At 55.8% G+C, this 12532-nt stretch carries 14 protein-coding genes and 2 tRNA genes; 2 read left to right on the top strand and 14 right to left on the bottom strand.

Going from position 1 to position 12532, the window contains the following annotated elements; all coding sequences use genetic code 11:
* Positions 1-99 precede the first annotated feature (99 nt).
* The 9 genes from J5441_05600 to J5441_05560 all read right to left on the bottom strand — a co-directional run bounded on the left by J5441_05600 (position 100) and on the right by J5441_05560 (position 6642).
* Positions 100-936, bottom strand: coding sequence for a hypothetical protein (locus J5441_05600; protein MBO4934621.1), 837 nt, complete (start codon positions 934-936; stop codon positions 100-102).
* A 38-nt stretch (positions 937-974) separates the two neighbouring features.
* Positions 975-1634, bottom strand: a complete 660-nt coding sequence (locus J5441_05595) for a signal peptidase I (GenBank protein MBO4934620.1) — start codon at positions 1632-1634, stop codon at positions 975-977.
* Positions 1635-1653: 19 nt separating this feature from the next.
* The gene (locus J5441_05590; GenBank protein MBO4934619.1) at positions 1654-2844 is read right to left on the bottom strand and encodes a hypothetical protein; all 1191 of its coding nucleotides are present in this window, start codon (positions 2842-2844) and stop codon (positions 1654-1656) included.
* Positions 2845-2920: 76 nt separating this feature from the next.
* Positions 2921-3976 (bottom strand): signal peptidase I, encoded by a 1056-nt coding sequence (locus J5441_05585; protein MBO4934618.1) that lies wholly within the window; start codon positions 3974-3976, stop codon positions 2921-2923.
* 255 nt (positions 3977-4231) lie between these two features.
* Positions 4232-5053, bottom strand: a complete 822-nt coding sequence (locus J5441_05580) for a 1-acyl-sn-glycerol-3-phosphate acyltransferase (GenBank protein ID MBO4934617.1) — start codon at positions 5051-5053, stop codon at positions 4232-4234.
* 163 nt (positions 5054-5216) lie between these two features.
* Positions 5217-5573 carry a zinc ribbon domain-containing protein gene (locus J5441_05575; GenBank protein ID MBO4934616.1) on the bottom strand — a complete coding sequence of 119 codons (357 nt, stop codon included), beginning with the start codon at positions 5571-5573 and terminating at the stop codon, positions 5217-5219.
* 66 nt (positions 5574-5639) lie between these two features.
* Complete coding sequence (locus J5441_05570; GenBank protein MBO4934615.1) at positions 5640-6344, bottom strand: M23 family metallopeptidase; 705 nt, start codon at positions 6342-6344, stop codon at positions 5640-5642.
* Between the two features lie 78 nt (positions 6345-6422).
* A tRNA-Ser gene (locus tag J5441_05565) sits at positions 6423-6512 on the bottom strand.
* Positions 6513-6555: 43 nt separating this feature from the next.
* Positions 6556-6642, bottom strand: a tRNA-Ser gene (locus J5441_05560).
* 184 nt (positions 6643-6826) lie between these two features.
* Between J5441_05560 and J5441_05555 the strand changes: the two genes are divergently transcribed.
* Together J5441_05555 and J5441_05550 are read left to right on the top strand one after the other, a co-directional pair.
* The gene (locus tag J5441_05555; protein MBO4934614.1) at positions 6827-7372 is read left to right on the top strand and encodes a QueT transporter family protein; all 546 of its coding nucleotides are present in this window, start codon (positions 6827-6829) and stop codon (positions 7370-7372) included.
* A 111-nt stretch (positions 7373-7483) separates the two neighbouring features.
* Positions 7484-8044, top strand: a complete 561-nt coding sequence (locus tag J5441_05550) for a thymidine kinase (protein MBO4934613.1) — start codon at positions 7484-7486, stop codon at positions 8042-8044.
* Between the two features lie 105 nt (positions 8045-8149).
* Here the strand turns inward: J5441_05550 and J5441_05545 are convergent, their stop codons facing one another.
* The 5 genes from J5441_05545 to J5441_05525 form a co-directional block, all read right to left on the bottom strand.
* Positions 8150-9952, bottom strand: coding sequence for a M23 family metallopeptidase (locus J5441_05545; protein ID MBO4934612.1), 1803 nt, complete (start codon positions 9950-9952; stop codon positions 8150-8152).
* A gap of 236 nt (positions 9953-10188) precedes the next feature.
* A complete protein-coding gene (locus J5441_05540; protein ID MBO4934611.1) occupies positions 10189-10476 on the bottom strand; it encodes a hypothetical protein in 288 nt (95 codons plus the stop codon).
* 23 nt (positions 10477-10499) lie between these two features.
* Positions 10500-11660: an amidohydrolase gene (locus tag J5441_05535; protein MBO4934610.1), complete on the bottom strand. Its 1161-nt coding sequence runs from the start codon at positions 11658-11660 to the stop codon at positions 10500-10502.
* 1 nt (position 11661) lies between these two features.
* Positions 11662-12117, bottom strand: coding sequence for a S1 RNA-binding domain-containing protein (locus J5441_05530; GenBank protein MBO4934609.1), 456 nt, complete (start codon positions 12115-12117; stop codon positions 11662-11664).
* A gap of 25 nt (positions 12118-12142) precedes the next feature.
* Positions 12143-12436: a septum formation initiator family protein gene (locus J5441_05525; protein MBO4934608.1), complete on the bottom strand. Its 294-nt coding sequence runs from the start codon at positions 12434-12436 to the stop codon at positions 12143-12145.
* Between the last annotated feature and the right edge of the window lie 96 nt (positions 12437-12532).

Raw genomic sequence — 12532 nt, 5'->3', positions numbered from 1 at the left:
AGTCTTCTCCTTTCTTTGAAAATTATTTCAAAGGAGATTTTGTCGCTCACGTGTTACGACAAACAGGTTCTCCTCTAAAACCCGAATAAGTCCGGAACGTCAGTTCCAGAAGCCGTCAAAGTGCGCGGTCGCGTCGGCTGCGCTCATCGTGGAGAAATCGCCGAACGCGCTGTTGGTGGCGGCGGCGGCGTTCGCAAAGCCGCGGGCCTGTACGCCTTCGGTGGCGACGAGGACGTAGCTCTTGTATTCGGTCGGATTAACGGCGGGATCGGTGCCGGGGGTGCCGATGGCGAAATCATCGACGGGAACCTCGACAACCGCGGTGGCGCCGGGATAAGTCAGATGAGTCAGCTGCGTAACGCCGTTTGCATCAACCGCGGTCTTGCAGTCGGTCTTATAATCGAGATAGACGCCGTTGAGCAGAGCGGGAGTGGTCTCGCCGTCCGGAAGAATGGCGTTGTAGTAGTACGCGTAGACGTTATACTCGATGCCGTCTTTAGTGATGACCGCAACGGGATCCGCGGAAACGGCGGTCCAGTCGGTGCCGGCCTTGATATCGCGCTTAATGATACCCGCGTCGTCAAGCGCCTTCGGAACGGCTATGTAGGTGCGGACGTAAGCGTCTTCGCTGCCGACGTTCTCGACGGTGACGATCTTATCGCGGAAGTTCTCGTCGGTGGGCATTCCGTTGGCGTCTCTCGTGGTCGCGGACTCGCTGTCGGTGCCGAGAGTCGTATCGATGACGGGCATCAGGATGCTGTTGTCAACGAAGTCGTTGCCGTCTCTGTCCTTCTCATGCTGCTCGATGTCGACGCTGCCGAACACAAATACGTTCGCCTTCTCATCAGCGTCGCGGAAGAACGCGAGCGAAGAGCCGACCAGCGCGATGGCAACCAGCGCGACGATTGCGGATACAACGATTATCTTTTTTTTCATAGTTGATGCTCCTTTTCAAGAGAATACTATATTATTATTTATTGAAAGTTATCGTCGCCGTCCGGCTTCTCTTCAGCCGTGGGGACGTCTTCCACAATAACGTTCTGCCCCGTTTTCGCCTTTACCCTCTTCCCTATCATATCGGGCAGGAAGACGAGAATCAACAGCACCGCGCCGACGGTGACCGCTATGTAGGTTCCGGGCGGGTTCTGCACCCAGTCGGCAACATCACCGAGCAACGGAAGCTTGAACACAACTTTGCCGATTACGTTTTTGAAGTGACGCGGCTCAACATCCGGCGATGGGTTGGCATCACCTTTTGTGATAATCCGACTGTTCTCTACATCCATTCGCCAAACTCTATGGGTAGCGACTAACAAGTCGCCGCTCTTTTTCTTGGCTTCGTCTACATCATCTTCGGGTTTGTCCGGATCCATGACGAAACTAATTACATCGCCCTCTTTAATCTCTTGAGGAATATCTTCCACATCCACAGGCCTTACATAAATCAAATCGCCTTTTACATACTTCGGACTCATCGAATTTGATATGACATTATATGTTCTTAGTCCGATAACTTTTGCGCCCATAAGCAGAACAGCCGCGAGCACGACTATCGCCACAAGAACGATGGAGACGATATTCCAGACCTTGCGCCATGTACTGCGCGGGGCATTTGTGCTTTTATCTTTGCTCATATGCTCCTCCGGAAAGGCGTTAAGCGATAACTACCGTGATTATTCCGGTTTCGGGTACGCTGCCGGTATAACTGCCGGCTTTAGGATCGCCGCTGGTGTAAGATATGGTCGCGGCAACGCCGTCAACTTTGAGGTTCTTGACTGTTCCGCCGGTAACGGTACCGCCGTTGATAAGCTTGAAGAGCACAACGTCGTTGGTATCCGTAGCCGAAACACTGAAGTTTTTGATCGTCTTGTTATTGCCGTCGAAAGTTCCGGCAAAATCGCCTGTCAGCGGCCAGGCGGCGCCGTCGAGGTCGATTTCTTCCTCACAAGTCAGTTTGACGGTCTTGCCGGCGAAGTTATTTCCTTTGTTGACAGCGGTTGCGAATCTTGCGAAATCGGCGGCGTCCTTTATTTCATAATACTTGTTGTGATTCTCGTCTTCCTTTTCGTAAAGGAGCGTATCCGGGGCGAGCACGTAGGTAACCTTCGCCTTGTTAACACTCTCGATAGGAACGGCGCTGTTACCGGGAACGGAACCGAAGGAATCCTGAGTCCCGGACGCCTGAGTGGCAGTCAAAGCAAGTTCGATGTCGAACTCGGGCAACGGCATTCCGTCTTTAACGGTAGAGTTTTCGACGCCGGTTTCCGGCATATAAAGCGCGAGGAGAATGTAATTGGATTCGCCGGGTTCGATGAGATCGGAATTGTTGTTTATCAGCTCGAAGCCCGAGAAAGCATTCTTCTGCAAATTCTTGCAGGTCGCTTCAATACTGCCCAAAGCGGTCTGGGCGGCGGTCAGCTCGCTATATTTATACGTCGCCTGATAAGAGACCAGAGAATCGGAAAGCAGAAAACTGTTTCCCTGAGTGTTTATGCTGCCGTATTCGTTCATTACGTTCGCCTTGAACGCAAACTTGACGGGCATATCGCTGTTGTTGTAAATTTGTATAAGGCGGTGCGTTTCGGCACCGGGCTGCCAGGTAACGTCCTCAAAGACGTTGCCTTCGGCCGAAACGAACTCCGTGCCGTTATAGTAGTTCATCTGAATATCCAGACTGCCGGAAACGATCCTGTTCTTACCGCTCGTGACGCTGTCCGTCAGCCACGCGTAGGTCGTGCCGACAAGCATAGAGAAACACATAAAAGTAACGAACGCAGACAACAGCAGCACCTTCAGCGCCGCATTCTTACGCTTTTTCAGTTGTTGCTTTTCATTTCTGAACAAAGCCGTTGCCTCCTATCCATTCAATAACGCATTCGTATTATCGTCACGGATGCGCCGCATATACCGCTTCGGGTGATTATTCCGCTCCTTCGGAGCCGTCTTTCGGTTGATTGAGCTGCGCGTCGAGCTTGGCTTTGAGCTCCATCATTTCGCGCATCATACGCTCGGTCTCCGCCTTCTTCGCCTCAAGTTCCGCCTTTTCCGCCGCGAGCGGATCCTCGGCGGGAGCCTGTTCGGGCTGCGGCGCGGGAGCGGGTTTCGCTTCCGGCGCGGGTATTACCGCGGGCACGGGTTCGGGAGCCGCCGCGGGCTGCGGCGCTTCCTGAACGGGAGAAGCGGCCTGCTGCGGCGTCTGCTGACCGGAAAGCTGAGCCTTGAGCTCAAGCATTTCGCGCATCATCTTTTCGGTCTCCGCCTTCTGCGCGGCGAGTTCCGCCTTCTCGGCGTCGAGCTCGGCGTGCTGCTCCTTCTTGTAAACCCGGAACAGGCGGATGCTCTTAACGCCCTGAATGATTATAAGAATCACGAAGGGCACGAATATGCAGGTTATGTAACCGACGGTGGACTTCTGGAAGCTGAGGAAGGTGCCGAGCTTCGGGATCCTGCCGGCGTATTTGCCGAGGACGAAATCGGGCGTTACGATGGTTTCGTCGTCGGTATTCGTGTTGATACCGTAGGTGACGAAACCGAGGCTGCCCTCAGCGGTCTTGGTGATCCTTCTGATCTTATGGGTGACGACCTCGCCGAAGTTGTCGCCGTTCTGCGACTGGAAGGTGACTACGTCGCCCGGCTGAAGCTGGACGCAGTCCTCGGGGTCGAGATTCTTGCTGAAGATGAGGTCGCCGGCGTTGAAGTGGATGCCCGCTTTATCCTCGGCGGTGGTATCCTGCTCCGAGATGCTCATGGAGTCTGAAAGAACGATGAACATCTTGTATCCGAACAGTCCTCTGTCCCTGCGGTTGAAGGTCGTTGTCGAGATTATGGTGAATATCATCATAAACACGGCAAACACGACGACGATCCACGTGAAAACTCTCTTAACTATGTTAAAAACCTTTTTCACGGTCGATTCCTGCTCGACGGCGGTCTGTTCATCAACAGCGGTATTCACATTTTCTTTTTTCTGCCTCATTTGAACCTCCGAAACCCATCGCGGAAGGGGCTGACCCCATGCTGTATTTCGCCTTAAAACACAAAAAAACAAATGCGAAAATGCGCTTTATGAAGCCTTTTGCCGCATATGCGCACCAAAAGACAGCATAAAACTACATCAAATCATTAAAAGTATAGCTCATATTTTCCCATATGTCAAGAGAAAAATTATATTTTTTTCGCACTTCACGTCTTGTTTTCGCTATCCGGAACATCCTAAAAAGGTCGGAAAAAACTACCCGTCTACCGCTTCGGCACGCACCAGATCCGGTGAATCGACTTTTATATATCTGTAATTTTCATCGAGCGCGGAGCCGTATTCCTCCGCACGCGCGCGCATACACGCCTTGACGCGCGCGCAAAGCTCCGCGCGCGCCTCCCTTTCACCGAGTGAGGCGTCCGCATAAAACGGACCGTCGTATATCACAAAGCCCTTTGTGCGGCCGCCGCGTTTCTTTTTGTACACCGTAGTTTTGACGAAGCACGGCGCACCGAGCTTGACGGGAAATGAAAACGACACGTCGCCGAAGTCGCGGATCGCGTTATACTTCGGCCAGATATGCGCCTCGGGATAAATCACTATCGGACGCCCCTTCTCGTACAGCGTCCCCACGGCGGCGCCGAAGTCGGCGTAATTCCTGCGCGAAGACGGCGTCGGCAGCGCCCCGACGAAGCGGACGAGCGTGCGGATGCCTTTTATCGAGAGCGCGTCGGGGTTACAGACGACGTAGCACTGCCGCGGAAACGTCGCCACCGCGCCGGTGACGGCGTCGGAAAACGACGACGTGTGGTTGCCGTAGATGAAGTATCCCTTAGAGCGGTCTTCCCTGTTCTTCAGCACCTTTTGGTTCTTTCCGCGCATCGCGATCCCCGTCTTTTCACAAAGCGCGCAGATCCCGCGCACGAAAAAGTAGACCGGCGGCTTGAAAAAACGGAAAAGACGGCTCTTCGGCAGATATTCGTAGTCCGCGGGCAGCGGTTTGGTCTCTATTCCGTTGTTTGCGAAATCGTCGTTTCGTTCGTCATAGTAGTAAAAGTTACGTATTTTACGGCTCATTAAGCGGAAGCCCCCATATTGTTTTCGCGTATTTGCCCCGGCGGCATCTTGTGTACAATATTAGGTATTATAGCATATCGGACAAGAAAAATCAATACCGCCGGACGTATGTAAAAAAACGAGCGCCGCCCCGAAGGACGGCGCTCGCGGAAAAAGCGCGGTATCAGTGGTTGAGAGGCTTGCCGCAGCCGACGCAGAACTTCGCGTCGTCGCCGTTCTGTTTGCCGCAGTTCGGGCAGTAGAATCCCGCGCCGACGGCGAGCTCCGGCAGCTTCGCGCCGCAGTTGGTGCAGAACTTCATCTCAAGCGAACAGCCGGTCCCGCAGGAGGGGCAAATCTTCATATTCTTCGCCGCCTCGAGCGCGGCCTGAACGGCGGCGTCGTTTTTCGTCGCCTCGGCGAAGGCTTCCTGCGCGACCTTGTTGGTATAGGCGTCGACCTTCGGTTGCAGCGCCTTGCGTGCGCCGTAGGAAACGCCCTCCTCGACGGCGTCCTTGATGACCCACTTCAGAATGCTCATGTCACAACGTCCTTTCCGTTTAAGTGATACCGGTATTATACCACCTTTTGGCCGCGAGGTCAACGCCTACTTTACGCCGCCGGAGTAGCGGACGAAGCCGCATTTCTGCGCGTTCGTGCCGTTTACGCGGTAGACGACGAGGTAGACGCCGTCGATGATCCCGCGGCACTCGCAGCTTTCGTAAGGCGCGAGCGAGCCGATACGGCCGCGCCGCGCTTTGCAGTCCGCCGTCGTCTGATAAACGTATTCGACGGTGCTGCCGTTTTTCCACACTTTCACGAAGAAGCCCTCTTCCCTGTAGTCGTTGAAATCGATATAGTCGCTCGGGCGGACGCGGCGCGCCTCGAAGGCGGCGTACCAGTCCGCGCGGTCGCATTCGACGCCGCGCATATCCGCGACCTCGATATGCAGGTGACGGCCGGTGACGTTCCCTGTCGCGCCGGCGACGCCGATCAGCTCGCCCGCGGCGAGACGCTCCCCCGCCTTCACACACGGGAGCTTCGCGAGGTGGGCGCAGAGCACCCACAGGCCGTTATCGCATATATAGACGATATAGTTGCCGTAAGCGCCGTAGCCGCCCGCGTAGCCGCCCTTCTGCTTTTTCGCGATATATACCTCGCCGCCGGAAACGGCGTAGATATCCCAGTTCGATTCGGGCGCCTTGTCGACGGGAACGTAGTCCTCCCCGCCGTGGTACGCGCCGCCCGGGTAGTTCGGGTAGTCCGCCGTGCGCCTTACCGCGCAGGCGAACGGACTGCGGAGTTTTTTCATACTATCACCCCTCGCAGTATATGCGCGGGGCGCGGGAAAGGATAAAACAAAAGCACCCCGCGACGCGGGGTGCCATGCTGGCGGAGAAGAAGGGATTTGAACCCTTGCGCCCTGTTACAAGCCTACTCCCTTAGCAGGGGAGCCCCTTCACCACTTGGGTACTTCTCCATGGTGACGATAAACGCCTATGTAATTTCATTATGAGAGAAATTGGCGGAGAGAGAGGGATTCGAACCCTCGGCCCTTTCGGGTCACCGGTTTTCAAGACCGGCTCCTTAAACCGCTCGGACATCTCTCCGTAACGCAACAGATGAATGATAACATACCGCGCCGCCTTTGTCAAGAGATATTTTTTGTATTTCGGGCGGCGAAACTTTCGCTTGCAATTCGCGCGCGCCTGTGTTATAATCGCCCTCGGTGAGTTCGGAACCATCCTCACCCACGCCGCAAGGCCGAAAAAACAAAACTACGGAGTTAAAAAAATGAAAAACAAAAGTGTAAGGTACCTTGTGACCGCGGCGCTGACCGCCGCGCTTTACGCCGCGCTGACGATGGTGCTGTGGGAGATCTCGTCCGCGGGCATCCAGTTCCGCCTTTCCGAAGCGCTCTGCGTGCTGCCCGCGTTCACGCCCGCCGCCATCCCCGGACTGACGATCGGCTGCGCCGTCGCGAACATACTCGGCGGCACGTGGATCGACGTCGTTTTCGGCTCGCTGGCGACGCTGCTCGCCGCGATCGCGAGCTATTTCATCGGACGCGCCTTCAAGGTCGGGCAGACCGAGCGCGTCGCGCTCGGAGCGAAGCTGCTCGTGCCGCTGCCGCCCGTCGTCTTCAACGCGCTGATCATCCCCTTCGTGCTCTACTACGGCTACGGAGTGACCGCCGCCCTCGGCGCGACCTCGAAGTTCGCGGTGCTCGGGCTCCACGCGCTGACCGTCGGCGCCGGCGAAGCCGCCGTCTGCTATATCCTCGGCATCGCGCTCATGGTGCTGCTCAACCGCATCAACCGCAGAACCGAGCTGTTTTAACAGAAGCCCCTCAAAAAGGCGTCCCGACCGGGCGCCTTTTTTATTACGCAAATCCTCTTCCCTTTTCCGCTTCGGTGTGGTATAATGATGCAAAGAAACGGAGGCGCTTTTATGGCAAAGCTGTATTTCCGCTACGGAGCGATGGGCTCGAGCAAGACCGCGAACGCGATCATGGTGCAGTATAACTACGCCGAACGCGGACAGAACGCGCTCATGGTCAAGCCACGCGTGGACGACCGCGACGGCGAACACGTCGTCGTCTCGCGCTCCGGACTGCGCGCGGACTGCGTATATATGGAGGAGCTCGGCGGCGTGGACGTCAAAAAGTACGACGCCGTCATCGTCGACGAGGCGCAGTTTCTGACGAAGGCGCAGGTCGAGGAGCTGGTGCGCATCGTGGACGAGGAAAACGTCCCCGTCGTCGCTTACGGACTTCGCGCCGACTTCAAGGGCAACCTTTTCGAGGGCAGCCAATGGCTGCTCGCGTGGGCGGACTCCATCGAGGAGGTAAAAACGATATGCTGGTGCGGCAGGAAAGCCACCTGCAACGCACGTCTGCTGAACGGCAAGGTCACGAAGACCGGCGAACAGGTCGTCATCGGCGGCAACGAGAGCTATACCAGCCTCTGCCGCAAGCACTGGGCGAAAGGCCAGCTCGGGCCGGAAGACTGATCCCGCACGGCTGCGAAATACGGGGGATCCTTCGGGCTTCGCCCTCGGAATGACAGACATACGAAAACGGCTCCGCAAAACGCGGAGCCGTTTCATAATGCTGAATTATCCTATGCCGGGGTAGACGTGCTTGCCGTTGCGGCGGACCTCGAAGTGGAGGTGGTAGCCGTAGGCGCGTCCGGTCTGGCCGACCGCGGCGATGACCTGGCCCTTGTCGACCTTCTCGCCGACGTGGACGTAGAGCGCGCTGCAGTGACCGTAAAGCGTCTGTTCGCCGTTAGCATGATTTATGATGATATGGTATCCGTAGCCGCTGTTGCCGTAGGTGGCGACCGTGACGGTGCCGCCGTCAGCCGCCATTATCGGAGTGCCCTTCGGGCAGGCGATATCGACGCCGGTGTGGAACTCCCTGCCTCTGTATCCGTATTTGCTGGATACGTAGCCGCCGGATACCGGGCGCATGTAGTTGCCGGTGGATACTCCGCCGCCGCCTCCGGTCGACTTGGTGCCGACGAGGATCTTTTCGTCAACGACCTTCTTGATCGTCTTCTCGGAAACGATGACTTCTTCGGTCAGTTCGCCGTCGATATAAACGAAGTCGGAGACGATCTCCTTCAGTCCGTTCTCGCCCTTCTGCTCGACCTTGGTCGTGCCGGCGGCGAGGGTCTTCGTCCTGGTCTTGACGGTCTTGTATTTGATGGTTTTCTGGTAGGTCCTGCGGACGACGGTTTTGACTGAAAGCTTGCCGTCGTTCTTCGCGACGTTGATATCCGTGCCGACGACGAGCTCCTCGGGAAGGTCGGGGTTGAGTTCCTTCAGCGCGTCGACGGTGGTGTCGTTCATCATCGCGATATTCTCGAGCGTGTCGCCCGTCTGTATGCGGTAGCTCTTGTAGCCTTCGACGTCGCCGAGTATCGATTTCAGATCCTCTTCACTGCAGAGCAGTCCCGCCGGGTAAAGCCCGTAAACGGTCTCGATATCCTGAGTAAACGCGACGGTCGCGCCGGACTCGGTCTGCTTCGCCTGATACGGCGCAAGCACGGAGGCTATCACGTTATCGACCGTTTCCTTATCGCGGCAGACCGCCCACAGCTCGCCGTCAACGTAAAGCCCGTAGGCGTCAACTATGCTCGTGCCGGAGAATCGCAGGATCTTATCTATCATTTCGTAGGTCGTGTATATGTCCGAAGGAGAAGAGGTCGTGAACTCGTATTTGATGTCCAGACCGAGCTTGTATTCGCCGTTCGTGCCGAGCGAGACGCGCTCCTCGACCATGCGGACGGATTCGTCGAACTGATCTATGCTGCTGACCGCGCCGATGTTCTCACCGTTGACTATGACCGCAACGCTGTTCATCGCGTACGCGTTCGCCGCGTATATCGACGTGAACAGAACGATGCTGAATATCATCGCTACGGTTATTATGAAACGCGAATGCAGCTTCACGCTGTTCGCCGCCCACGCGAAGAAACCGCGCTCGGAAACGCGCTCCCCGACCGCCGTGAGCTTCCTTTTGGCAGCGGCGACCGTGCGTTTGCGCGATTCCTTAGAGAACATTCCGAAGAAGGTTTTGAAGTCCCTGCCGATCGCGGCGAAGAACTCGCGAACCTCGTTTTTGAACTTAGTGTCCTTGGTTTTCATCCTCGCGCAAAACGCCTTCACGGCGCCGATATCGTCGCCGAAATGGAGCCTGAACCAGGCGCCGGTCTTTTTGAATCCCCTGCCGCAGGCGGCAAAGAGCGATCCGAGACCGCGGCCGGTCTTCCTGAAAAGTCTCTTGAATCCGCGCTTCAGATTCTTGCCGAACGCGACGATACCGGTCGAGGTCTTTCTCCCAGAGGCGTGCGCAGGCGAATACCTGGCGGTGCGGACACGTTTATTATTATTTGCGTTGTTGTTATCGGGCACGATTATTCCACCTTTGTTTCCCGGCGGCGAACCGCCGTTTCCCGCAAACGGGTTTCGTACAATAATATTATACCCGTTTGTAACTTTTTTGCAATACTTTTGATACTTTTTCGGCAATGTGCACAAGATAACAACTTGATTTTCCCGAATTTATTGTGAATAATAACAATAAAAGTTACAAACCGTTTCCGATTTGTAACTTTTTTGTTACAATTTTGTGTAAGCTCCGGGGCCTGTCAAGCCGCCTCCGGATCGTTTTTCGCGCGGTCGAGCTTTCTGTTGCGGAAGTAGAGCGCTATATCCGCTCCGACCATGAGCAGATTCAGCACGTAGAACGCGAAAACGTAGGTGATGTTGCCTGCGATGATCTTCGCAACGATGCCGCAGACGTAGCCGAAGAAGATAAAGCACAGGAAAAGGAGGCTTTTCCCCTTCGCCGTACGGGCGCGGTAGGATTTGATTATAGACGTCGGCCACGATACGCCGAACAGAATTACCATTGCGGCTTCGAGTATTTCAGCCATTTGTTTTCACTTCCGAATAAAGATTATCTGACGCGTCTGCCGTCGACGCATACCATCACGGGCTTAGCGGCGACGGTCTCAAACGGGTCTTCGGCAAAGACCGACATATCCGCGTCAAGCCCTACGGCAAGCTTGCCGACGCGTGATTCGAGCCCCAGCGCCTTCGCGGGATTGACGGTGACGGCGCGGAACGCGTCGCGCTTGGAAAGACCGGCGCGCATCGCTATCTGCGCGGACGTCAGCAGGTGCTGGATCGGCACGACGTTGTGGTCGGTCGTTATCGAAACTCTGACTCCGGCGGCGGAAAGCTCGGCGGCGGTGGAATCCGACTTCGAGCTGAGCTCCGGCTTGCAGCGGTCGCTTATTATCGGCCCGACAAAAACGTCGATACCGCGTTCGGCAAGGCGCTTCGCTATGCACGCGGCGTCCGTGCCGTGGACTATCTTGAGGTTCAGCCCGAACTCGTCGGCTATGCGTATCGCGGTGAAGATGTCGTCGGCCCGGTGAGCGTGGAAATGCGCCGCGATCTCGCCCTTCAGAAGCGGGATAAGCGCCTCACACTTCATATCGAAGTCCGGCTCGTCCTCGTCGTCGTCGAGCGCAGCCTTCCGCTGCTTTTCCATATACTTCTTCGCCTTAAAAAGCGTTTCTCTGATTATCGAAGCGGTCGCCATACGCGTCATCGGAGCCTGCTTCTGACCGTTGTAGACGGTCTTCGGGTTTTCTCCCAGCGCGAATTTGATCGCGATCGGATTCCTGATGACCATATCGTCGACGCAGCTGCCGAAGGTCTTCATCACGAGCATCTGTCCTCCCACGGGATTCGCGCTGCCCATGCCGGTCACGACGGTCGTAACGCCGTAGTCGAGCGCTTCGGAAAAGCACCTGTCCATGGGGTTGACTCCGTCGATAGCACGGAGCTGCGGCGTGGCCGGATCGGTCTCCTCGTTCCCGTCCGCGCCCTCAAATCCGAGGGAATCCTCCCACATACCGAGGTGGGTGTGCGGATCTATGAATCCGGGCAGTAAAAAACCGCCGGCAGCGTCATAGACCTCACCGTCAAAGTGAGTAAGCGCCTCGGTCATCTTTCCTATCTCGCGGATCTTTCCCTCGCGGGTGGAAAGCCAGGCGTTCTCCATAACGTCGCCGTCGGGCATAAAAATCTTTGCGTTTTTTATAAGCATATTATCTTCTTCTCGAGTAACTCCCGTGCTTGACGTCTCTGCTGCGCTTGAAGTCGCTCATCTTCTCCTCGCTTTGTTTCTTGAACTTCGCCATCATTCCTTCGAAATCGGCGTTGTCGGTGATCTCGGGCGTCCAGCCGTCCCCGAAGACGGGAGGATTTTTCAGAGGCTCGCGCACCGGCGCGGGTTTCTCCTCGCGGCGCTTCGGCTGCTCCGGAGCGGACTCCGCAGCCTGCTTCATGGAAAGGCTGATCTTGCCCTTTTCGTCTATCGCAACAACCTTCACTCTTACGGTCTGCTTGTCCTTGACAAATTCGTTTATGTCCTTGACGTAAACGTTAGCCACCTCGGAAATGTGGACCATACCGGATTTGCCTTCCGGCAGTGCGACGAAAGCGCCGAAATTGGTTATTCCGGTCACTGTACCCTCATAAATGTCACCAACGCTTATTGGCATATAGTTGCTGCGCCCTCCTGCGGCATCACGGCAGATCCGTGTAGATGATCTCGTCCGGATAAACGTAATTGAGAGTCTCGCGCGCTATGCGCTCCACGTTCTCCTTCGTCGCGCCTTCCTGAAGCGTTATCTTCTTTTCCTCAATCTCCATCTCAATCGCGGCGTTTTCCTTTTCGATGTCAGCGAGGCGCGAACGCATCTGCGAGATGCCGATCTGCAGCTTGACTATCGTGTAGCAGACAAAGCACAGGAAAAGAACCACCGCTATTCTGAGCAGCGTCCCCTTGCCTTTTGCGCTTTTTTTCTTTCTCGAAGCCATCTGCGCTTTCTCCTGACAATCCTACGTTCAATTCTCCCGGATTTTATACTATTCGTTGTCATTTTAATACAACGCGCAAAAAATATCAAGGGTTTT

This window comes from Clostridia bacterium (genome assembly GCA_017620395.1).
Lineage (GTDB): Bacteria > Bacillota > Clostridia > Oscillospirales > RGIG8002 > RGIG8002.
Note: the sequence above shows the minus strand (reverse complement) of the source record. Positions and strands in the feature narration are given on the sequence as shown.